This window comes from Streptomyces sp. NPDC002787 (assembly GCF_053592095.1).
Window position 1 is genome coordinate 118,192 of sequence record NZ_JBSFVC010000025.1, and the last position, 22,229, is coordinate 140,420.

Consider the following 22,229-nt stretch of genomic DNA (forward strand, 5'->3'; position numbering starts at 1 on the left):
ACACCACCCGCACCCGCCGACGCGCCCGAACCCCCGAGCTCTACCGCGCCGGCCAGGGCACCTGCGGCGAACGGAAGTACCCGATCCCGAGCGCCTCCCACCGGGGCCCCTGCGAAGCCAACCGCACCCGGTAGCCGTCCCACCCCAGCATCGACGCCGGCGACCACCCCAGCTCAGCAACCCCCGGCAGCCTGGGAAACGCCATGTACTCAACATCCCCCGACGTCACAATCGTCTCGGTCCACAGCGGCGCCTCAACCCCCCGGACAGCCCCCGTCGGCACCCCCTCCAGATAGTCCCTCGGATCCCACTCGTACGACCGCCGCACATCCACGTACCCGGCCCAGTCCAGCCCCAGCGGCGTGTCCTTGTCGTACTTCATGTCGAGGTAGATCCGGTCCGCGGGCGACAGAACGACCCCCGTCCCGTTGCGCGCGGCGGCAGCCACCCGCTCCTTCTCCTCCGCACCCGTACTGTCCAGCCCCCAGTACTGCGCGAGAGCGCCCCGCGCGGGCGTCGCCCCGGTCAGCTGATGCCAGCCGACCACGGTCTTGCCGTACCGCTCGACGACCGGCTGCACCCGGTCCATGAACTTGACGTAGTCCTCGTGGCTGGTGGAGTGCGCCTCGTCCCCACCGATGTGGAGATAGCGGCCGGGGGTGAGCGCGGCCAACTCCCGTACGACGTCGTCCACGAAGTCGTACGTCACCTCCTTGTCGACGCAGAGGGAACTGAAGCCGACCTCGGTCCCGGTGTAGAGCGGCGGCGCGACACCGTCGCAGTTCAGCTCGGCGTAGGAGGCGAGCGCCGCGTTGGTGTGGCCGGGCATGTCGATCTCGGGGACGACCTCCAGGTGGCGGGAGGCCGCGTACCGGACGATCTCCTGGTAGTCGGCCTTGGTGTAGTGGCCGCCGGGGCCGCCGCCGACCTGGGTGGAGCCGCCGTGGGTGGCCAGGCGCGGCCAGGAGTCGACGGCGATGCGCCAGCCCTGGTCGTCGGAGAGGTGCAGGTGCAGCTTGTTGAACTTGTAGAGGGCGAGCTGGTCGACGTACCGCTTGACCTGGTCCACGGTGAAGAAGTGGCGGGAGACGTCCAGCATCGCGCCGCGCCAGCCGTAGCGCGGGACGTCCTTGATCGTGCCGCCCGCGACCAGCCACGGGCCCGGCTGCACGGAGTCCTTCTCGACGGCGGCGGGCAGCAGTTGGCGCAGGGTCTGGACGCCGTGGAAGAGCCCGGCGGGCGCGCGGGCGGTGAGGGTGACGCCGGAGGGGGCGCTGTCGAGCCGGTAGCCCTCCTGGCCGAGAGCCGTCTCCCCGGGGGCCAACCGCAGGCGGATTCCGGCCTCTTGGCGCTCGGTCACGGGCAGCCGGTACCCCGTGGAGGGCCGCAGGATCCCCGCGAGGTACTCCCCGACCCGGCGGGCCTCCGGGCCGCCGTCCACGACGATGCGCGTACCGCCCGTCATCCGGTACGGCGATCCGCCGGCCCGGACCGAGGCGGGGGCCGGGATCACCTGGCCGAGCGGGATCGTGGCGGCGTCGGCGCCGGCGTTCTCGGACACGGGTGTGGCTCCCACGGTGAGGATGCCGGCCGCCACGAGCAGCAGCGAACCGAGCAGGCGGGTCGATCTGTGGCGTGGTCTCACCAGGTGCTCCCTTCCACCAACCGAACTGACGACAACCACCATCCCCTCAAAGACCCCTTCAGGTCTAGACCATCTCGACCCCGGCCGGTGGAACAATCCTTCTCATGGCGGAAATCCTCCAGCGGGACGGCACGTGGACCTTCGACGGCGACACACTGCGGCTGACCCCGGGCCGCGACAAGAGCGTGAGCCTGCTGCGCAAGACTCTCGGTGAACTCTCCGTCCCGCTGGGCGCGTTGGCGGGCATCTCCTTCGAGCAGGGCAAGAAGTCGGGTCGGCTGCGCCTGAGGCTGCGCGACGGCTCCGACCCGCTCCTCCAGGCGACCGGCGGCCGGCTCGCGGACTCCAACGACCCGTACCAGCTGGGCGTCGACTCGGACCGGTACGGCGTCGCCGAGTACTTCGTGGACGAGATCCGCAACGCGCTGCTCCTGGACCAGGTGCCGGCCGACGCGGTGGACGCCTACCTCCTCGCCGGCCCCGCCGTCCCGCTCTCCGTCTCCGCCGGGGACGGCACCGCGAGCTTCGACGGCGAGCAGGTACGCCTGGAGTGGAACTGGAAGACGGAGGACGCGAAGGCCGCCGCCGGGACACGGCAGTTGGCCCTTTCGGACATCGCGGCCGTGGAGTGGCACCCCTCGGTCGGCCTGGAGAACGGCTACCTCCGCTTCACCGTGCGGAACGCGCCGACCAAGGCCCCGCCCAAGTACGACCCCAACTCCGTCGAGCTGTGGGGCTTCAAGAAGGACCCGCTGATGGCGCTGGTCGCGGCGGCGGTCCAGGCCCGCCTCCCGCACCCGGCGGCCCCGGCACCGAAGCAACTGATCCCGCCGCCCCCGGCGGCGCCGGACCGGCCGGCCCCCGAGGAGGACCACGACGCCCTGCTGCGCCGCCTGCGCGAACTCGGCGACCTCCACAGGTCCGGCGTGCTCACGGACGAGGAGTTCACCCTGGCCAAACAGGCGGTCCTCAAACGCCTGTGAGGACCGCCTGCCCGCTGTGGTGGTGTGCCCCGCCTTCCGGGCGCACCGGCCGCGCTACTTCGCCCGGCGCGCCACCGTGAAGTGGTCGACCTGGTCACCGGTCTCCGCGATGCCGCGCACGGTCAGCGTGGTGTAGTGCCCCTTCGGCGCGGGCTTCACGTCCACGCGCAGGAAGGAGTAGTCGAGGTAGCGCACCCGTGACCAGGTGACGGTCTCGTTCTGCTTGCCGTCCTTGGTGTTGATGAAGGAGGCCACCGACTCGACCTCGTTCTCGTGGCCCTCGTACGACTCCGCGGCACTGAACGCGTACAGGCTGCGGCCGGCCGCGCCCGCCGTGACGTACACCACGCCCTCGCTCTCGGGGTAGGCCGTGCCGCCGATCGGGAGCTTCTTGGTGACCGCGCCCGCCTTGATGACGTCGGTGCGCTCGTACTGGTGGTTGTGGCCGTTGATGACCAGGTCCACCGAGTACTTCTCGAACAGCGGCACCCACTCCTGGCGTACGCCGCCTTCCGAGGCGTGCGCGGTGGAGGTGCAGTAGGCGCAGTGGTGGAAGAAGACCACGACGAAGTCGATGTCCCGGGACGCGCGGAACTGCTTGAGCCGCACCTCCAGCCACTTGGTCTGGGTGCCGCCCGACATGCCGAGGTTGGCCGGGATCTCGAAGGAGATGTCGTTGGCGTCGAGCGAGATGACGGCCGTGTTGCCGTGGACGAAGGAGTAGACGCCCGGCAGGTTCTTCTTGTCGGGGCCGTTGTCGGGGAGGGTCCAGCGGGCCTCCTCGCCGCCGTAGCCGTTGGGCGAGTACCAGGCCTCCATGTCGTGGTTGCCGTAGGCGGGCATCCACGGCACGGACTTGGCGACGGACTCGGTCTGGGCGAGGAACTGGTCCCAGACCCGGGAGTCGAAGCCGGTGTCGGCGGTCTTTCCGGCGCCGGACGGGTCGGCGTAGGCGATGTCGCCGGCGTGCAGGTGGAAGGCCGGGTTCTGGCCGAGGAGCAGGCTGTTGTTGGCGAGGCCGTGGTAGCCGACACCCTCGTCGCCGAAGGCCGTGAAGGTGAAGGGCGCCTTGTGGGCGGGGGCGGTGGTGAATGTGCCGAGGGTGCCGAGGAGGTGCGGCTCGGCCGGGTCGAAGCCGGCGTGGCCGACGCCGTAGTAGTAGGTGCGGCCGGGCTTGAGGTGGGTGAGCTTGGCGTGCACGTAGTACTGCGTGTGGTCGCCGCTCGCGCCGACGCCGGCCGGGGTGAAGAGGGTACGGACCTCGGCGTCGATCCTGCGGGAGAGGTCCTGGGGGTGGGCGCCGATGCGGATGAAGGGCTTCCGGACGGCGACCGGGACCTGCCACGAGACGGTGATCTCGGTGCGCGGGTCGTTGCCGTAGGCGAGGTGGCGGCCGAAGGGGGCGACGAGGGAGCCGTCGACGCGCTCGGCGCTCGTGCCTGCCTGGGTCGGAACCGAGGTGCGGAGGGCAGCCGGGGCGGCGGCCCGGGCCGTGGCGGCCGGGACGAACGCGCCGCCCGCGACGGCACCGAGCGTGACCGCGCCGCCTCTGACCATCGAGCGTCGGGAGAACTTGGCGCGCAGGTACTCGTGCTGTTCGGCCATGCTCATGCGCTCGGCCAGCCGCTCGGGTACGCCCATGCGAGGAAGGTCCATGGCAGGAAGGTCCATGCGAGGAATGTCCATGGCGTCCGAAAGTCGTCGCCTCAGGCGACGGGATCCGGGCCGCCGCATGGACGGGTCACGAACAGGCACTCATAACACATTCAACGTTCACCCAAGGGTCGGTAACAGGGACCTGCCCGATATCGGGCAGGATTCTTGCGAAACCTTCGCCTGTCCCTCAGGATCTACCGAGTGCACGACGAACTTGTTGATCACCTGACGCGATCCTCGCCCCTCAACCGGGGCGAGGCGCTGCGTGTGATCCAGGACGTGCTCGCCTTCTTCGACGAGACGACGGAGGACTACGTCCGTCGCCGCCACCGCGAACTCCAGGCCCAGGGCCTGGTCAACGCGACGATCTTCGAACGGATCGAGGCGGACCTGAAGTACCGGGCGGTCGCGCCGCCGGAGCTCACGCTCAGGCAGCTGCGCCGCATCGTCTACGGCTGAGCAGCACCGGTCGGCAGACCCGGTGACCACTGACCGAGAAACGGGATACGTATATATATGTGCGGAATTGTCGGTTACATCGGCAAGCGTGACGTGGCGCCGCTGCTCCTGGAGGGCCTGCAGCGCCTGGAGTACCGGGGCTACGACTCGGCGGGCATAGTCGTCACCTCGCCCAAGACGGCCGGCCTGAAGATGGTCAAGGCCAAGGGCCGGGTGCGTGACCTGGAGGCCAAGGTCCCCGCGCGCTTCAAGGGCACCACCGGTATCGCCCATACCCGCTGGGCCACCCACGGCGCCCCGTCCGACCTCAACGCCCACCCGCACATGTCGGCCGACAGCAAGGTCGCCGTCGTCCACAACGGCATCATCGACAACGCCTCCGACCTGCGGAAGAAGCTCGAGGCGGACGGCGTCGAGTTCCTCTCCGAGACGGACACCGAGGTCCTGACCCACCTCATCGCCCGCTCCCAGGCGGAGACCCTGGAGGAGAAGGTCCGCCAGGCGCTGCGCATCGTCGAGGGCACGTACGGCATCGCCGTGATGCACGCCGACTTCAACGACCGCATCGTCGTCGCGCGCAACGGCTCCCCCGTCGTCCTCGGCATCGGCGAGAAGGAGATGTTCGTCGCCTCGGACATAGCCGCCCTCGTCGCCCACACCCGCCAGATCGTCACCCTCGACGACGGCGAGATGGCCACCCTGAAGGCCGACGACTTCCGCACGTACACGACGGAGGGCACCCGCACGACGGCCGAGCCCACGACCGTGGAGTGGGAGGCGGCCTCGTACGACATGGGCGGCCACGACACCTACATGCACAAGGAGATCCACGAGCAGGCCGACGCCGTGGACCGTGTGCTGCGCGGCCGCATCGACGACCGTTTCTCCACCGTGCACCTCGGCGGCCTCAACCTGGACGCCCGCGAGGCGCGCCAGATCCGCCGCGTCAAGATCCTCGGCTGCGGCACCTCGTACCACGCGGGCATGATCGGCGCCCAGATGATCGAGGAGCTGGCCCGTATCCCCGCCGACGCCGAGCCGGCGTCGGAGTTCCGCTACCGCAACGCGGTCGTCGACCCCGACACCCTCTACGTCGCGGTCTCCCAGTCGGGCGAGACGTACGACGTGCTGGCCGCCGTGCAGGAGCTGAAGCGCAAGGGCGCCCGCGTCCTCGGCGTGGTGAACGTGGTCGGCTCGGCGATCGCCCGCGAGGCGGACGGCGGCATCTACGTCCACGCCGGCCCCGAGGTCTGCGTCGTCTCGACCAAGTGCTTCACCAACACGACCGTGGCTTTCGCCCTGTTGGCGTTGCACCTCGGCCGCACCCGTGACCTCTCCGTGCGCGACGGCAAGCGGATCATCGAGGGCCTGCGCAAGCTCCCCGCCCAGATCGCCGAGATGCTGGAGCAGGAGGACGAGATCAAGAAGCTGGCCCAGGAGTACGCCGAGGCCAGCTCGATGCTCTTCATCGGCCGCGTCCGGGGCTACCCGGTGGCCCGCGAGGCCTCCCTCAAGCTCAAGGAGGTCTCCTACATCCACGCCGAGGCCTACCCGGCGTCGGAGCTCAAGCACGGCCCCCTGGCGTTGATCGAGCCCGCCCTCCCCACGGTCGCCATCGTCCCGGACGACGACCTCCTGGAGAAGAACCGCGCCGCCCTGGAGGAGATCAAGGCCCGCAGCGGCAAGATCCTCGCCGTGGCCCACCAGGAGCAGGAGAAGGCCGACCAGACGATCGTGGTCCCCAAGAACGAGGACGAGCTGGACCCGATCCTGATGGGCATCCCCCTCCAACTCCTCGCCTACCACACGGCGTTGGCGCTGGGCCGCGACATCGACAAGCCGCGCAACCTGGCGAAGTCGGTGACGGTGGAGTAGCCACCACGTTCGACTGAGGGAAGGGGCCTGCCCCGAACGGGCCGCAGGCCCTGAGGAGCGCGGGGAACTGCGCGACCAGCCCCCACCCACCCGCAGCGGCCGAACAACCGAACGGACCCCCACGTGAAGCCACCACTCACGGGGGGGTCCGCTCCTGTGCCGCCGGGGTCGCCCAACCCCCGACGCCGGCTGCCTCTATCCGGTGGCCGTCACACCACCTCGTCCGGCAGCACGCCTGGGCACAGCCGTAGGCCAGTGCGCGAGCGCCGCGGTCGCCGCGTACCACGCCACGAGCCCACCCACGGCCGCGAACCACCCGGCCACCTTCGCGAGCGCGGAGCTGTCGCCGAACGAAGCGACGGCGAGCAGCACCATGGCCACGAACACCAACCCGTACGTCGCCCGCGTGAGCGTCACCGACGTGCCCAGCGCGAGACTGAGCGCCACGAGCGCGAACAGCAGCATGAACAGCCCGGAGGCGTTGGCGGAGGCAGGGTCGCCCGTGGGATGACCGGCGGTCCAGCCCCAGGTGAACCAGAGCGCGCCGAGGGCGGCGTACGCCGTCCCCGTGAGGGTGTCCCGGTCGCGCAGGGCGAGGAGCCCCGCGACGAAGAGGGCCACGCCACCGACGTACGTGGCGAGAGAGACCGCGTCGGCTTCCGTCAGACCGTCGATCACCCGGGTGTGACCGAGTCCGAACGCCAACAGGGTGAGTCCGAGCGCGAGTTGGCCGAGAGTGGAGGTGTTGCTGCCCGCAGAGACGCCATTGTCCACGGCGGGGCTCCCTTCGTGCGTGTGCAGTTGTACGGCGATCGGGTTATGCCCTTCACAAGGGCACAAACACCTCTACGCGCCAGTAGGTTGATGCGTTTCCGGAACGTGACGTAGCGCTGCGGAAGGCGCATCCCACCTGGGGGAAAAGGGAGTTACGGAAGCGAAGCGAGGTACCGGGGCTCAGGGAAGGACGCGGCTCAGGGAAGGACGCGGCTCAGGGAATGACGATCACGGGCCGCTGCGCCCGCTTGGCGAGCCGCCCGGCGACCGAGCCGAAGATCCGCCCGACGATCCCGTGCGTCGACCCGACGACGATGGCGTCGGCCTCGTACTCCCGCCCCACCTCTTCGAGTTCGTGGCAGATGTCGCCGCCGCGCTCGACGAGGATCCAGGGGACTTCGGCGAGATAGTCGGCGCAGGCGAGCTCCAGCCCGAGGACCTCGGTCCGGTGATCGGGGACGTCGACGAAGACGGGCGGCTCGCAGCCGGCCCACACGGTCGTGGGCAGCCGGTTGGCCACGTGCACGATGATCAGGCCCGAGCCGGAACGGCTGGCCATGCCGATGGCGTACGCGAGAGCGCGTTCACTGGACGTCGAACCGTCGAAGCCGACGACGACGCCGTGCTTGAAGGCGGGGTCGCAGGACGGGCGTGCCTCTTCCGCCGCAAGGGGCTCGGCCGCCGTGTGATCGGCGACGGGCCGCCGCTTGCGGTCCGCGGAGTCGAAGAATTCGTGACCGGCCATGGGTGTCTCGGCGTTTGGATCCTCATGTGGGACGACGTGGATGGGACGTCAGTGTGCGGCGGAGCCGTGTCCGGGAATCATCTTCCCCACCCCATACCCCCAAGGGTACGACCGCACGCCTCCTCCGCCCAGATCCCGCACCGGCTGCGCGGGGTTCCAGGGAGCATGCACGAGCACCGGCCCGTAACGCAATGGTTGCTGCCACGTACAGCCGGTTTACCCGGCCTCTCCGGCCTGCTCCGGGCCACTCCGGGCCGCGCGCCGAGTGCCGAGCGCGCCGACGCGCGGTTCCCGCACCCCCTGGAAGGGGTGCGCCCTTTCATCCGAGAACCATCGACGGCAACCCGATCAAGCAGCACCAGTGACCGACGGGTCGAACACGCGTTGAACCCCGGTAAGCCGCACCCGAGGGAGCCAGGAGGGAGACCGCAGTGTCCGCACCCCGCACCGCACCCCGCACCGCGCCCCAGCCCACCCCCCAAGCCGACGAGATCCCCCCGGCCCCGGCCGACACCGCCACGGACGTGGTCCGCTGGGCCGCCTTCAGTTGCGTCCTCGTCCCCATCGTCCTCGTCTGGTACGGCACCTCACTCGCCGGCGCGACGGGCGCGGCCCTCGGCCTCGCCGCGGTCACCGGCGCGTGCCGCGTCCTCATCCGCCAGTCCGAACGCGGAGCAGCCGCCGCCCGCACGCCGGCCGCTCGCAGTACGGCCTCCCGCACCACGGCCTCCCGCCCGACGCCCTCCCGTTCGATGGCCGAAGATCACACCTTCCGGCACACCCGACACGGACGCTCCGCTTCCGGGGCACACAGGGGCGGACGGAACTCCGGCCCGAGTGCGCCGGTCGACTGACCGGTTTCCGCGCACACCCCCGTATCTTTTCAGCCAACTTCGGCCACCCGGGCCTCCCTTGCTCGGACACCCCTCCACCCCCCGTTCGACCTGCGCTGAAAGGGGTCAAGGGGCCGCGCGCACCCTACGTGGACCGGCCACCGGGACGAGGCGTACTTCCCTGTGCGGCACGAGAGTGCAACGCTTCGTGATCGAATGCTTCACGCCAAGTTGCCATGTCGACAATGTGCCGGTTGGCGATCTGGTCACGCCGGCACTACGGGACACAGTAGATTCGATCATGACTGTCTTACGGCGGGGGACTCGTGCAGGACCAAGGGGAAACGTGCAGGAGCGACACAACCGAGGAGCCGCGACCACCGAGGGGGGCTTAGCAGTATGAGCCACGACTCCACCGCCGCGCCGGAAGCCGCGGCCCGGAAACTCTCCGGGCGACGCCGCAAGGAGATCGTCGCGGTGCTGCTGTTCAGCGGCGGCCCCATCTTCGAGAGTTCCATACCACTGTCGGTGTTCGGGATCGACCGCCAGGACGCCGGCGTACCGCGCTACCGCCTGCTGGTGTGCGCGGGCGAGGACGGCCCGCTGCGGACCACAGGGGGCCTGGAACTCACCGCACCGAACGGCCTTGAGGCGATCTCGCGGGCGGGCACGGTGGTCGTGCCCGCATGGCGTTCGATCACCTCACCGCCGCCGGAGGAGGCGCTCGACGCACTGCGCCGAGCGCACGAAGAGGGCGCCCGTATCGTCGGGCTGTGCACCGGTGCCTTCGTACTGGCCGCAGCCGGCCTGCTGGACGGCAGGCCCGCGACGACACACTGGATGTACGCGCCGACGCTGGCCAAACGCTATCCGTCCGTCCACGTCGATCCACGAGAGCTCTTCGTGGACGACGGCGACGTGCTGACATCGGCCGGCACCGCGGCCGGAATCGATCTATGTCTGCACATCGTGCGGACGGACCACGGGAACGAGGCGGCCGGCGCGCTGGCCCGTCGTCTGGTGGTCCCACCACGTCGATCGGGCGGCCAGGAGCGCTACCTCGATCGATCTTTACCCGAGGAGATCGGCGCCGACCCGCTCGCCGAGGTCGTCGCCTGGGCACTGGAGCACCTCCATGAGCAGTTCGACGTGGAGACGCTCGCGGCACGGGCGTACATGAGCCGTCGTACGTTCGACCGCCGGTTCCGCTCGCTCACCGGGAGCGCTCCCCTGCAGTGGCTGATCACCCAGCGCGTGCTGCAGGCACAGCGCCTGCTGGAGACGTCGGACTACTCGGTGGACGAGGTCGCGGGGCGTTGCGGCTTCCGTTCGCCGGTGGCGCTGCGCGGGCACTTCCGGCGGCAGCTGGGCTCGTCCCCGGCGGCGTACCGGGCGGCGTACCGGGCCCGGCGGCCGCAGGGCGACAAGCCCGGCGACCACCACGACGGCCCGCACAGCGTCCCGGGGCCGTCCTCGATGTCGCCCGAGCACGCCCCGGTGCCGCTCCAGGCCCGGCGCACGGCCGCGGCCAGCGCCCTGGCGCCGTCGGCGTCCCTCTCCGCGGAGGGCGCCAAGCCTGAGCTGTACGCGACGGGCCGGCTGCCGGGCCAGCGCAGCGCTCCGTAGCACTCACCGGCACACAGCGGCCCGGTCCTGCACTGATCACCCCGGTGCAGGACCGGGCCGTACGGCTGTCACGGGCCGTAAGGTGAGACACATGAACGATCGCATGGTGTGGATCGACTGCGAGATGACCGGCCTCTCGCTGTCCGACGACGCGCTCATCGAGGTGGCCGCCCTCGTCACCGACTCCGAGCTGAACGTGCTCGGCGACGGTGTCGACATCGTCATCCGCCCGCCGGACTCGGCACTGGAGACCATGCCGGAGGTGGTGCGCCAGATGCACACCGCGTCCGGCCTGCTGGACGCCCTCCCCGGCGGCACGACGCTCGCCGACGCGGAGGAGCAGGTCATGGCGTACGTACGCGAACACGTGAAGGAACCGCGCAAGGCCCCCTTGTGCGGCAACTCGGTGGGGACGGACCGGGGCTTCCTCTTCCGTGACATGCCGACGCTGGAGGAGTACCTCCACTACCGCATCGTGGACGTCTCCTCGATCAAGGAGCTGGCCCGCCGCTGGTACCCGAGGGCGTACTTCAACAGCCCCGAGAAGAACGGCAACCACCGGGCCCTGGCGGACATCCGCGAATCCATCGCCGAGCTCCGCTACTACCGCGAGGCGATCTTCGTCCCGCAGCCCGGCCCCGACTCGGACACGGCCCGCACGATCGCCGCGAAGCACGTCCTGCCCGCGGGGTAGCCCTGTCCACGGGGCCCGTCCGGGCCCCGGACGACCGCCACCGGAACGCGTGCACGGGCACCCCTTCAGACCCTGTACACTTTTTCTCGGCCGGTCGGTGAAGCCTTCGGATGAACCGCCGGTCATGGTGGGTGTAGCTCAGCTGGTAGAGCACCTGGTTGTGGTCCAGGATGTCGCGGGTTCGAGTCCCGTCACTCACCCTGAACGAACGAGCCCCGATCTGGGAAACAGATCGGGGCTCGTTCGTGTGCTGCTCCTGCGAACATCACGGAACCTCACGCCCCCGCGCGGGCCTTCGCCATCCCCCGAACAACCGGGGAGCACCGTGAGGAGTTGAGACTCCCGCCGGGTGTGGCCGACAGCGCCCCCGTCCGTCCGGGAGCGCCAGGCCATGGTCATCAGCAGGAGTCGTAGCGCCAGACGCCGGCCTCGCGGATCCACGGCTCCTGCTTCTGGTCGAACTTGGGCATGCCGACGCCGTACGAGACGTGCGCCGCGTCGGCGGAGATGTCGTCGATCTCGAACCGCTTCACGTCCTGGGCGCCGTAGTCCCCGATGGCCCGTTCGGTCAGCGCGGCCATGCCGGCGAGGGTGATCCGCTTCTTGCAGCGCTCGGACAGCATGCCGAAGGCGGTGTCCGGCTTGTTCGCGAAGTACGCCGCGGTGTAGTCACCGACGGCCGCTTCGAGACCCGCGGTGTCGACGCCTGCGGTGTCGGCCGGGCTGGGCGTGGCACTCGGCTCCTGGACCTCGGCGGACGGCTTGTCGTCGGTGCCGCCGGACTCGTCGCCGGACGTGCACGCGGTGAGCGCGAGAAGCGCGACGGCGAGTAAGACGGTGACACGGGTGCGCATGGTCCCCCCTGGGATCGGTGTGTGGAGCAAGGGGCATCGTGGCACGGCCGGGCGTGGACCGGCCTCAGGAGCCCCGCCCCTCAGCCATGCCATGCCATGCCATGCATCCGCGAACTCCCGTACCCGCGCGAAGCGTTCACCTGGATCGGGGCGCGTGGCCCGCTCCACCACGTCCAACTGAGCCGCCGTACCCCGCCAGGCGCCCTCCTCGTCCCCCGCGTCCAGCGACAGCCTTGCGGTGCGGCCCAGTACGTGGACCGTGGTGCGGATGTCGATCGTCGCGCCGCGCTCGTACTCCTCCGACCGGCCACCGCTCAAGGCTGAACTACCGGCCCCGCAGAGACGACGGCCGGCGCGACGGACGCAAAAGCCTCTCCTGGCGCGACTACCGGGACGAGGGCTGGATCGCAGGAGCGGCGACGGCCTCGGGCTCGCCGCCGCGACCTGCTGATCGCCGCCCGCCGGCAGTTCGGCGGCCCGATCGTCCTGGTCCGGGACAACCTCAACGTCCATAAAACCGCCGACCTGCGGCAGCGGGCGGCAGCGACCGAAGTCCGTGCGGCCCGAGGGGCCCCTCAGGCTGCCATCAGCGCCGCCAGGGCGCGGTCCATTGCGGCGTTGAACTCTTCCGGCGTCAGTGGCAGGCGGGACTTGACGTCCCGACTCCACTGGTCGGCGAGGACCTCGGCGGAGCCCGCCTCGACACCGTCGAGCGCCGCGTCGGCCAGGTCCGACGGAGCGATCTTGTCCACGGGCCAGCCCGCGGCCATGTCGGTGTCGGCCAGGCCGAGGTGTACCGCTGTGACGAGCGTGCCCTGCTCGGCGAGCTCCAGGCGGACGCCGTTGGTCATGGCCCAGGCGGCGGCCTTGGTCAGGTGGTAGGCATTGGCGCCCTTGCCCCCGAACCACGACATGGCGGAGAGGACGTTGACGATCGCGCCCCCGCCGTTCCTGGCGAGCGCCGGCGCGAACTCCCGGATCATTCCCAGGTGGCCGAACATGTTGGTCTCCAGTTCATGCCGCACCGCGTCCAGCGAACCGGTGACCAGGTCGGTCCCCGTACTGATTCCCGCGTTGTTGACGAGTAGCGAGACGTCCGGGGCGGCCTCGGCGGCGGCCCTCACGGATGCGGGATCGGCGATGTCGAGGGGCAGCACCTCGACGCCGGGCAGGTCCACGGTCTCCGGTCGGCGGGCCGTAGCGTAGACCGTGCGGGCGCCCCGTTCGAGCAGGCGCTGGGCGAAGGCGCGGCCCAGGCCGCGGTTGGCTCCGGTGACAAGGGCGACGGAGTTGTTGATATCCATGTCCTGGACGCTAAAACCTGACGCTAGCGTCAGAGGCAAGTGCTGGTCGTCAGGGCCAGGGGTGAGAGGAATCACCATGACTGTCACAGTGGCCGCGGCCGAGCGGTTGATCCGCATCGGCGAGGTGGCACGGGGGGCCGGCGTCTCGGTGCGCGCCGTGCGCTACTACGAGCAGCAAGGGCTGCTCATCGCGGAGCGCAGCCCGTCCGGCCAGCGCCTGTACCGGCAGGACGCCATCCCCCTGGTCCGCTTCTTCCAGCAGATGTTCGCCGCCGGCCTCACCAGCCGAAGGATCACCGAACTCCTGCCGTGCTGGGACTCCGGGCACACCGACGCCGAGCAACGAGCCATGCTGCGAGCCGAGCGCGAGCGCATCCAGGCCAAGATCGACGACCTGCAGGCCGCCCTGGACCACCTCGACAAGGTCATCGCGATCACGGACACGCACCCGTAGGCGCGGTCGGCCAGACGTCTCATCAGCGATCTGACCTCGCTGTCTTGGCCGGGACGATGAGGAGTCGTTGAGGGGAACTGCTGTCGGGTGGCCGTTGGTACCGCGGCCGACGGCCAGCCGTCAGCCCCTGCGACACCACGAGTTCGCCTCGACAAGCGCTTCGTCGCCGAGGTCGATTCGGCTCAGGGTCATCAGGTCATGTTCCCCAGGGCGTGCGGGCAGCCCTGGGGAGAAGCGACAGCCGCCCCTTACGACGAAGCCCGCGCCACCAGCTCCGTAGGCAGCACCACCTGACGCCGCTCCAACCCCCGTGACACCGCCGGGCGGCGGTCCGCGATCTCGTCGAGGAGGAGGTCGATCATGGCTCGGCCCATTTCCTCGATGGGCTGGCGGACGCTCGTCATCGGGGGGTCCATGTGGCGGGCGATCGCGGAGTCGTCGTAGCCGACCAGGGCCACGTCGTCGGGTATGCGGCGGCCGGCCTCGCGGAGGACCTGGCGGGCGCCCGCCGCCATGACGTCGGACTCGGCGAAGACCGCGTCCAGGTCGGGGCAGCGGGACAGCAGCTCCGTCATGGCCCGGCGTCCGCCCTCCTCCGTGAAGTCGCCGGGGACGATCAGGCGCTCGTCGACCTCGCGGCCGGCGTCCTCCAGGGCCTCACGGTAGCCGTCGATGCGGCGCTGGGCGCCGTAGACGTCCAGGCGGCCGGTGATCGTGGCTACCCGGGTACGACCGCGTTCGATGAGGTGTTCCACCGCCGAGCGGCCGCCGCCGTAGTTGTCGGAGTCGACGGAGGGGAGCGTCTCGTGCTCCGAACGGGGGCCGCTGATCACCGCCGGGATTTCCAGTTGTGACAGCAAATCGGGGAGCGGGTCGTCCGCGTGCACCGAGACCAGGAGGACTCCGTCGACGCGGTGCGCGGCCAGGTACTGGGCCAGGCGGCGGCGCTCCCGGTCGTTGCCCGCGAAGATCAGCAGGAGCTGCATCTCCGTCTCGGACAGTTGCGCGCCCACGCCCTTGAGGATGTCGGAGAAGTACGGCTCGGAGAAGAAACGGGTCTCCGGCTCGGGCACGACCATCGCGATCGCATCGGTGCGGTTCGCCGCGAGGGCGCGGGCCGCCGTGTTCGGGACGTAGCCGAGCTCCGCGACGGCCGCCTCGACCGCCGCGCGGGTCGCGTCGCTGACCCGGGGCGAGCCGTTGATCACCCGGGACACCGTCCCCCGGCCCACCCCGGCCCGTGCGGCGACCTCTTCCAACGTCGGCCGCCCACCGCTCCGGCCCCGTGCCCCGTGGCCTGCCACCATGGTCGCCTCCCGTTCACACCGCGCTGGCGTGGAATCTAACAGTCCTGATCCTCGTACGACGTCCGGCAAGTGGTCATCGGGGTTTCGGCACCGTCGGCGGCGCCGGTCCCGCGCCTGGTGCTGGTCTCGCGTCCGGACGACTGGTTACACGAGTCCAACAGGGTCAGCGTCTCGGAAACCGGGCGCGGCGGCCCGGCAGGGGCCCGGCCCGGTCGTCGTCCGGGCGCGCCACCCACCCTGCCGAAGCCGTGTCCCCGAAGCCCGTCCGCGTACCATCCGGGCACCATCCGACAGTTTCCGGGCACGCCAGGCCGCCGGTCCCGGGGTTAGTTAACAGCCCGATAACCGAAGACATCTCTCCACGCTCGCTCCCTTGACACCCCCGCACGAACCGACGACTCTTCAACACATCACTTGTGGGAGCGCTCCCACAGTACCTGGCACTTACACATCCCGCACGTTCCCCGCCCGAGCCGCAGCATGACAAACGGGCCCAACAACGCAGTTGGCCGGGGGGTCGGCACGTCAGGGCATCAGGAGGACGCAATGCGAGCACGTACCCTCCCCCACTCCCGGCCGCGGTCGGACGGGGGCACCCGTATCGCCCGCAGGACGCGCAAGACGGTGGTCATCGCGGCCGTCGCCGCGCTGAGCGCCGGGCTGCTGGCCGGCTGTGCCGATGACGGCAAGGACGAGGACGGCACGTCGTCTGACGGCGGCGGTGGCAAGACCAAGATCACCCTTGGCCTCTTCGGCACCGCGGGCTTCGAGGAGTCCGGTCTGTACAAGGAGTACGAGAAGCTCAACCCGGACATCGACATCCAGCAGACCGTGGTGGAGCGGAACGAGAACTACTACCCCGCGCTCCTCAACCACCTGACCACCGGCAGCGGTCTGCAGGACATCCAGATGATCGAGGTCGGCAACATCGCCGAGATCGTCGAGACCCAGTCGGACAAGCTGCTGGACCTGTCGAAGTACGGCAAGAAGAGCGACTACCTGGAGTGGAAGTGGCAGCAGGCCACCACCTCCGGCGGCCAGACGATCGCGGTCGGCACCGACGTCGGCCCGATGGCCATCTGCTACCGCAAGGATCTCTTCGAGGCGGCCGGTCTGCCCACCGACCGCGAGGAGGTCGGCAAGTTGTGGACCGGCAGCTGGGACAAGTTCGTCGAGACCGGCAAGAAGTTCCAGGAGAAGGCGCCCAAGGGCACCACCTTCCTGGACTCCCCCGGCGGTCTGCTGCAGGCGATCCTCAGCAGTGAGAAGGACCGGTTCTACGACTCCTCCGGCGAGGTCATCTACAAGACGAACCCGGCCGTCAAGGACGCCTTCGAGCTCACGGCACAGGCCGCGAAGGACGGGTTGATCGGCAACCAGACGCAGTTCCAGCCGGCCTGGGACACGACGATCGCCAACAGCAAGTTCGCCGCGATGTCCTGCCCGCCGTGGATGCTCGGCTACATCAAGGGCAAGTCGAAGCCCGAGTCGGCCGGCAAGTGGGACATCGCCCAGGCGCCGAAGTCCGGCAACTGGGGCGGCTCCTTCCTGTCCGTGCCCAAGAACGGCAAGAACGCGGAGGAGGCGGCGAAGCTGGCCGCCTGGTTGACCGCGCCGGAGCAGCAGGCCAAGCTCTTCGCCGTGCAGGGCAGCTTCCCGAGCACGCCGGCCGCGTACGACTCGGCCGCGGTGAAGGACGCGAAGAACGACATGACCGGTGACGCGCCGATCGGCACGATCTTCGCGCAGGCCGCCGAGAACATCCCGGTCCAGACGATCGGTCCGAAGGACCAGATCATCCAGCAGGGCCTGACCGACAACGGCGTGATCCTCGTGACCCAGGGCAAGTCGCCCGAGGAAGCGTGGAAGAACGCCGTGAAGACCATCGACAACGCACTGGACAAGTGACCGGCATGGCCACACGGCACGACACCGCCGCGCCCCCCTCCAAGGGGGGCGCGGCCCCGGCCCGCCCGCCCGCGGAGTCCCCGGCCGAGGAACGCCGCCGGGCCCGGCTCTCCCGCCGCTGGCAGCGGGACGTGCGCTGGAGCCCGTACGCCTTCGTCTCGCCCTTCTTCCTGTTGTTCGTCGCGTTCGGCCTGTTCCCGCTGCTCTACACCGGCTGGGCCTCGCTGCACACGGTGGAGCTGACCGCCCCGACCGACATGAGCTGGGCGGGGCTGCGCAACTACACCCGGATCTTCGACGACGAGTTCTTCTGGAACGCGGCGCGGAACACGCTGACCATCGGGATCATCTCGACCGTCCCGCAGCTGATGATGGCGCTGGGCATCGCCCACATCCTCAACTACAAGCTCCGCGCCTCGACCTTCTACCGGGTCGTCATGCTCGCCCCGTACGCCACGTCGATCGCCGCCGCCACCCTGGTCTTCGTCCTGCTCTTCGGCCGTGACTACGGAATGATCAACTGGTTCCTGGGGCTGCTCGGCTTCGACCACATCGACTGGCAGAACGACAAGTGGTACTCGCAGATCGCCGTGTCGACCATCGTGATCTGGCGCTGGACCGGCTACAACGCGCTGATCTACCTCGCCGCGATGCAGGCGATCCCGCAGGACCTGTACGAGTCGGCGGCGCTCGACGGCGCCAGCCGCTGGAAGCAGTTCATCCATGTGACGCTGCCGTCGCTGCGCCCGACGATCCTCTTCACCGTGGTCGTCTCGACGATCGGTGCCTCGCAGCTCTTCGCCGAGCCACTGCTGTTCGACGCCAACAAGGGCGCGTCCGGCGGCTCCCAGCACCAGTTCCAGACGCTCGGCCTGTACCTGTACGAGCAGGGCTGGGTGAACCAGCACCTGGGCCGCGCCTCCGCGATCGCCTGGACGATGTTCCTGATCCTCATCGTGGTCGGAATCATCAACTACGTCATCTCGCGCCGGCTGCGCGCCAGTAGTTAGGAGACCGGCCGTGACGACGACAATCACCAAACCCCCGGCCGACGCGGTCCCCGAGCCGCCGAAGAACGGCAAGCGCAAGCGCGGGCTGAAGGCCGCGCGAGCGGGCGGGCAGCATCACGCCGGACCCGTCGCGTACATCATCCTCATCGCGTTCACCGTGATCTCGCTGTTCCCGCTGGTGTGGACGGCGATCGCGGCGTCGCGCGACAACGCGCGGCTGGCGGAGACCCCGCCGCCCTTCTGGTTCGGCGCGAACCTCTTCGACAAGCTCGAAGTGGCCTGGGAGGACGCCAATCTGGGCGAGGCGTTCCTCAACACGACGATCGTGGCGGGCATCTCGTCGCTGACCATCGTCTTCCTGTCGACGATCGCCGGGTTCGCCTTCGCCAAGCTGCGGTTCAGGGGCCGTAACGCGCTGATGCTGATCGTGATCGGCACGATGATGGTGCCGCCGCAGCTCCAGGTGATCCCGCTGTACATGATGGTCGCCAAGCTCGACTGGACCGACCAGCTGCAGGCGGTGATCCTGCCCTCCCTGGTCAGCGCGTTCGGTGTGTTCTTCATGCGGCAGTACCTGCTGCAGGCCCTCCCCGACGAGATCATCGAGGCGGCGAGGGTGGACGGCGCGAGCAGCTGGCGCGTCATCTGGCACGTGGTCTTCCCGGCCGCGCGGCCCGCGATGGCCGTCCTGGGCATGCTGATGTTCGTCCAGACCTGGAACGACTTCCTGTGGCCGTTCCTCGTCCTGACCCAGCTGGGCAACCCGACCGTGCAGGTCGCCGTCGCCGGACTGGGCCGCGGCTACACCCCCGACCAGGCTCTGATCATGGCGGGCGCGCTGCTCAGCACGCTGCCGCTGCTCCTGGTCTTCGCGATCTTCGGCAAGCAGATCGTGGGGGGCATCATGCAGGGCGCGGTGAAGGGCTGACGGCCCGCGCCATCCGTCCGTTCTCCATGGGGCCGGGTCACCGCCGCCTCGGCCCCTTTTTCTCCCCGCTGTTCTCTTCCCCCCACCCACCCCCGTCGGTCTGCGACGACCACCTATGGGAGCGCTTCCATGCCTGAGCCCACCACGCCGGTGACCTTTCCTCCCGCCTTCCTCTGGGGCGCGGCCACCTCCGCGTACCAGATCGAAGGAGCGGTGCGGGAGGACGGCCGTACGCCCTCCATCTGGGACACCTTCAGTCACACCCCGGGCAAGACCGCCGGCGGCGAGACCGGTGACATCGCTGTCGACCACTACCACCGCTACCGCGACGACGTGGCGATGATGGCGGACCTGGGCCTCACCTCGTACCGCTTCTCGATCTCCTGGTCGCGGGTGCAGCCGACGGGCCGGGGCCCGGCGATCCAGCGCGGCCTGGACTTCTACCGCCGACTGGTCGACGAGTTGCTGGAGAAGGGCATCAAGCCGGCCGTGACCCTCTACCACTGGGACCTCCCCCAGGAGCTGGAGGACGCGGGCGGCTGGCCCGAGCGGGACATCGTGCACCGGTTCGCCGAGTACGCGCGGATCGTGGGCGAGGCGCTGGGTGACCGCGTCGAGCAGTGGATCACGCTCAACGAGCCGTGGTGCACCGCGTTCCTGGGCTACGGCTCGGGGGTGCACGCGCCGGGCCGTACGGACCCGGTGGCGTCGCTGCGGGCGGCCCACCATCTGAACGTGGCGCACGGGCTGGGGGTCGCGGCGCTCCGCTCGTCGATGCCGGCCCGCAACGCGATCGCGGTGAGCCTGAACTCGTCGGTGGTACGGCCGATCTCGAGCTCGCCCGAGGACCTGGCGGCGGCGAGGAAGATCGACGACCTGGCGAACGGCGTCTTCCACGGCCCGATGCTGCACGGGGCGTACCCGGAGAGTCTGTTCTCCGCCACCTCGTCGCTGACGGACTGGTCGTTCGTGCGGGACGGCGATGTGGCGACGGCCAACCAGCCGTTGGACGCGCTGGGGTTGAACTACTACACGCCGACGCTGGTGGGGGCGGCGGACGCCGACCTGAAGGGCCCCCGCGCGGACGGGCACGGCGCGAGCGAACACACGCCGTGGCCGGGCGCGGACGACGTCCTGTTCCACCAGACGCCGGGCGAGCGTACGGAGATGGGCTGGACCATCGACCCGACCGGCCTCCACGAGCTGATCATGCGCTATGCGCGGGAGGTTCCCGGGATGCCGATGTACATCACCGAGAACGGGGCGGCCTACGACGACAAGATGGACGCGGACGGTCGCGTCCACGACCCCGAGCGCATCGCCTACCTCCACGGCCACCTGCGCGCGGTCCGGCGCGCGATCGCCGAGGGCGCGGACGTCCGCGGCTACTACCTGTGGTCCCTGATGGACAACTTCGAGTGGGCGTACGGCTACGCGAAGCGGTTCGGCGCCGTGTACGTGGACTACGCGACGCTCACCCGCACCCCGAAGTCGAGCGCGTACTGGTACGGGCAGGCGGCGAGGACGGGGGCGCTGCCGCCGCTGGTGACGACCTCGGCGTAGGGACCACGGGACCGGGGGCAGGGGAAGCCACCGGGGGGAGCGGGGGGGCCGGGGCGCGGCGCAGATAGGGGAGCGCCGCGCCCCGGGCATGGGTCGGAGAGTGCCCGGGGAGCCTGCCGCTGGGGCGGGGAGGCCGGCCGGAAGCCCACGTCGCCCGCCTGTCCGCGGAGGCGCGCGGCGTAGGCGGCGAGCTGGACGCACCTCAGGAGTGCCTCCCATCGTTCGGGAGAAGGGCAGCTCCGACCGTTCAGGCGACGTGACGGTTTCTGCGAGGCGGCCCTTGGCAGCGACCGGAATTGCAGCGGCGGTCCGTGGCTGAGCAATATCCGTCCAGGCCCGGTACGCGAAATCCCAACTCCTCTTCGACCACATCGGTTCAGCCCATGCGCCCTGTCAGGACTCGGCTGCTTTTCGACGCGCGGGTCGGCACCGGGCTTTGGGGTTGAAGTGCGCCTCGCCACACTGGAGGCCGAGTGCGCAGGGCTGGTCGTGCTCGGGGCGGTGCGGGTGCAACTGCCGTGTGCCGATGGCGTCAACGAGTCGGTGCAACCCGATGCAGGACATCGAGGGCCACCGGTTCTGTCTCGACTGAGCATCCTCCGTCGGTCGCCAGTCGGCAGCCGCGACGGATCTTCCAGATCTCATCCGCGCGAAGACGTGCCCTACGCCGACCAGGCCTCCCGGTGGGAGGTGCTGTGCTCCTCGGACGGCAGACGAACTGCCGCAGCGTCAGTACTGCCAGTCGGCCGATACCAGGAGGATCCGGTCCTCCAGGACAGGCACCATGGTTGGCCTTGCTCACCAGGTCCGCACCCTCGCTCCGCAGTGGCGAGCTCGCAGGACTGCCGCTGACCCAGCCCTGCGAAGGGGGCTGTCCAGGACGGCTCGGACGCCGCGATCAAAGTACGCACCCCTAGATCGCCTTCACCTGCGACGAGCAGTCAGGGGAACTCATTCAAGGCCGGCTTACTGTCGACCCGCTTCACCACCACCGCCGGAGATCGAGCGCTCCCTCATGACCGCTCTGAGGGCAGAGCCACCTGTTACTTCATCAATTAGTTTTTCTGTCAGTGAATTGTTGTCTTGTAGAACTATTGCTCCGTCAACTTACTTATAAGCAAGGACAATTGTTGCAGCCTTAACTAAAATCCCTTCGCGTTTGCAGGGGTTCATGGGGCGTCCTAGAGTTGCAGATGTCGACAAAAGCGACATTTCACCGCCCCTGGGTTACCCCAGCTGGGCCCGGCGAGAGGACGTCGACATGTCATTCCCCAACGGTGGCTCACAGCAGACCGCTGCCCAAGCACTTGGAAGCGCGCTGGGACAGAGCATGCCCTTCAGTGCGCAGGGCGCCGGGCAGGCACAGCCTCAGGCCGCCTCAACCGGCCAGTCCCCCCAGCTGGACCCGCAGTTCCTTCCCATCATCGCGGCGCTGGCACCGGCCGTCGGGGGGCTCCTGTCCAGCCTCAGCGCGCCGCAAGGCGCACCGCAGACCACCGCCCCCCAGCCCCAGCAGCAGCTGGACCCGCAGTTCCTTCCCATCATCGCGGCGCTGGCACCGGCCGTCGGGGGGCTCCTGTCCAGCCTCAGCGCGCCGCAAGGCGCACCGCA

General features: G+C 69.6%; 18 protein-coding genes, 1 tRNA gene and 3 pseudogenes. 15 read left to right on the forward strand and 7 right to left on the reverse strand.

Annotated elements, in window-relative coordinates; translation table 11 throughout:
• Nucleotides 1–40: 40 nt before the first annotated feature.
• Nucleotides 41–1,645: a beta-N-acetylhexosaminidase gene (locus tag ACWD26_RS31310; RefSeq protein WP_451275317.1), complete on the reverse strand. Its 1,605-nt coding sequence runs from the start codon at nucleotides 1,643–1,645 to the stop codon at nucleotides 41–43.
• Between the two features lie 104 nt (nucleotides 1,646–1,749).
• Here ACWD26_RS31310 and ACWD26_RS31315 point away from each other — a divergent pair, with 104 nt between their 5' ends.
• Nucleotides 1,750–2,628 (forward strand): DUF4429 domain-containing protein, encoded by an 879-nt coding sequence (locus ACWD26_RS31315; RefSeq protein WP_451275318.1) that lies wholly within the window; start codon nucleotides 1,750–1,752, stop codon nucleotides 2,626–2,628.
• A 54-nt stretch (nucleotides 2,629–2,682) separates the two neighbouring features.
• Here the strand turns inward: ACWD26_RS31315 and ACWD26_RS31320 are convergent, their stop codons facing one another.
• Complete coding sequence (locus tag ACWD26_RS31320) at nucleotides 2,683–4,269, reverse strand: purple acid phosphatase family protein (protein WP_451275362.1); 1,587 nt, start codon at nucleotides 4,267–4,269, stop codon at nucleotides 2,683–2,685.
• Between the two features lie 216 nt (nucleotides 4,270–4,485).
• Here ACWD26_RS31320 and ACWD26_RS31325 point away from each other — a divergent pair, with 216 nt between their 5' ends.
• Together ACWD26_RS31325 and glmS are read left to right on the forward strand one after the other, a co-directional pair.
• Complete coding sequence (locus ACWD26_RS31325) at nucleotides 4,486–4,743, forward strand: hypothetical protein (RefSeq protein WP_390996511.1); 258 nt, start codon at nucleotides 4,486–4,488, stop codon at nucleotides 4,741–4,743.
• Nucleotides 4,744–4,800: 57 nt separating this feature from the next.
• On the forward strand, nucleotides 4,801–6,618 hold the full coding sequence (gene glmS / locus ACWD26_RS31330; protein ID WP_451275319.1) for a glutamine--fructose-6-phosphate transaminase (isomerizing): 1,818 nt from the start codon (nucleotides 4,801–4,803) through the stop codon (nucleotides 6,616–6,618).
• A gap of 195 nt (nucleotides 6,619–6,813) precedes the next feature.
• Here glmS and ACWD26_RS31335 read toward each other — a convergent pair whose 3' ends face one another.
• Entirely contained in the window at nucleotides 6,814–7,392 is a 579-nt protein-coding gene (locus ACWD26_RS31335) for a GPR1/FUN34/YaaH family transporter (RefSeq protein WP_451275320.1), read from the reverse strand.
• A 214-nt stretch (nucleotides 7,393–7,606) separates the two neighbouring features.
• Nucleotides 7,607–8,137 carry a universal stress protein gene (locus tag ACWD26_RS31340; RefSeq protein ID WP_451275321.1) on the reverse strand — a complete coding sequence of 177 codons (531 nt, stop codon included), beginning with the start codon at nucleotides 8,135–8,137 and terminating at the stop codon, nucleotides 7,607–7,609.
• Between the two features lie 491 nt (nucleotides 8,138–8,628).
• Here ACWD26_RS31340 and ACWD26_RS31345 point away from each other — a divergent pair, with 491 nt between their 5' ends.
• The 4 genes from ACWD26_RS31345 to ACWD26_RS31360 all read left to right on the forward strand — a co-directional run bounded on the left by ACWD26_RS31345 (nucleotide 8,629) and on the right by ACWD26_RS31360 (nucleotide 11,490).
• Complete coding sequence (locus ACWD26_RS31345) at nucleotides 8,629–8,991, forward strand: hypothetical protein (RefSeq protein ID WP_451275363.1); 363 nt, start codon at nucleotides 8,629–8,631, stop codon at nucleotides 8,989–8,991.
• Nucleotides 8,992–9,369: 378 nt separating this feature from the next.
• The gene (locus tag ACWD26_RS31350; RefSeq protein WP_451275322.1) at nucleotides 9,370–10,596 is read left to right on the forward strand and encodes a helix-turn-helix domain-containing protein; all 1,227 of its coding nucleotides are present in this window, start codon (nucleotides 9,370–9,372) and stop codon (nucleotides 10,594–10,596) included.
• A gap of 91 nt (nucleotides 10,597–10,687) precedes the next feature.
• Nucleotides 10,688–11,290 (forward strand): oligoribonuclease, encoded by a 603-nt coding sequence (gene orn, locus ACWD26_RS31355; protein WP_451275323.1) that lies wholly within the window; start codon nucleotides 10,688–10,690, stop codon nucleotides 11,288–11,290.
• 127 nt (nucleotides 11,291–11,417) lie between these two features.
• A tRNA-His gene (locus tag ACWD26_RS31360) sits at nucleotides 11,418–11,490 on the forward strand.
• Nucleotides 11,491–11,688: 198 nt separating this feature from the next.
• Here ACWD26_RS31360 and ACWD26_RS31365 read toward each other — a convergent pair.
• A complete protein-coding gene (locus tag ACWD26_RS31365) occupies nucleotides 11,689–12,462 on the reverse strand; it encodes a hypothetical protein (RefSeq protein ID WP_451275324.1) in 774 nt (257 codons plus the stop codon).
• Between ACWD26_RS31365 and ACWD26_RS31370 the strand changes: the two are divergent.
• Nucleotides 12,450–12,696 (forward strand): annotated as a pseudogene (locus ACWD26_RS31370) (hypothetical protein); the annotation flags it as partial. The gene ACWD26_RS31365 and the pseudogene ACWD26_RS31370 sit on opposite strands and share 13 nt — an antisense overlap.
• Before the next feature lie 23 nt (nucleotides 12,697–12,719).
• Here ACWD26_RS31370 and ACWD26_RS31375 read toward each other — a convergent pair.
• Nucleotides 12,720–13,448, reverse strand: coding sequence for an SDR family oxidoreductase (locus ACWD26_RS31375; protein ID WP_451275325.1), 729 nt, complete (start codon nucleotides 13,446–13,448; stop codon nucleotides 12,720–12,722).
• A 76-nt stretch (nucleotides 13,449–13,524) separates the two neighbouring features.
• Here ACWD26_RS31375 and ACWD26_RS31380 point away from each other — a divergent pair, with 76 nt between their 5' ends.
• On the forward strand, nucleotides 13,525–13,902 hold the full coding sequence (locus tag ACWD26_RS31380; RefSeq protein ID WP_451275326.1) for a MerR family DNA-binding transcriptional regulator: 378 nt from the start codon (nucleotides 13,525–13,527) through the stop codon (nucleotides 13,900–13,902).
• Between the two features lie 248 nt (nucleotides 13,903–14,150).
• On the opposite strand, the gene ACWD26_RS31385 is transcribed toward ACWD26_RS31380, so the two are convergent.
• Nucleotides 14,151–15,206: a LacI family DNA-binding transcriptional regulator gene (locus ACWD26_RS31385; RefSeq protein ID WP_451275364.1), complete on the reverse strand. Its 1,056-nt coding sequence runs from the start codon at nucleotides 15,204–15,206 to the stop codon at nucleotides 14,151–14,153.
• A 549-nt stretch (nucleotides 15,207–15,755) separates the two neighbouring features.
• On the opposite strand from ACWD26_RS31385, the gene ACWD26_RS31390 reads away from it, so the two are divergent.
• From ACWD26_RS31390 to ACWD26_RS31415, 6 genes and pseudogenes are all read left to right on the forward strand, one after another.
• Entirely contained in the window at nucleotides 15,756–17,117 is a 1,362-nt protein-coding gene (locus tag ACWD26_RS31390) for an ABC transporter substrate-binding protein (RefSeq protein ID WP_451275327.1), read from the forward strand.
• Between the two features lie 5 nt (nucleotides 17,118–17,122).
• Entirely contained in the window at nucleotides 17,123–18,127 is a 1,005-nt protein-coding gene (locus tag ACWD26_RS31395; RefSeq protein WP_451275328.1) for a carbohydrate ABC transporter permease, read from the forward strand.
• Nucleotides 18,128–18,137: 10 nt separating this feature from the next.
• The gene (locus ACWD26_RS31400) at nucleotides 18,138–19,055 is read left to right on the forward strand and encodes a carbohydrate ABC transporter permease (RefSeq protein WP_451275329.1); all 918 of its coding nucleotides are present in this window, start codon (nucleotides 18,138–18,140) and stop codon (nucleotides 19,053–19,055) included.
• 129 nt (nucleotides 19,056–19,184) lie between these two features.
• The gene (locus ACWD26_RS31405) at nucleotides 19,185–20,618 is read left to right on the forward strand and encodes a GH1 family beta-glucosidase (protein WP_451275330.1); all 1,434 of its coding nucleotides are present in this window, start codon (nucleotides 19,185–19,187) and stop codon (nucleotides 20,616–20,618) included.
• A 410-nt stretch (nucleotides 20,619–21,028) separates the two neighbouring features.
• Nucleotides 21,029–21,210, forward strand: a pseudogene (locus ACWD26_RS31410) (VOC family protein); the annotation flags it as partial.
• Nucleotides 21,211–21,879: 669 nt separating this feature from the next.
• Nucleotides 21,880–22,229, forward strand: a pseudogene (locus ACWD26_RS31415) (hypothetical protein); the annotation flags it as partial.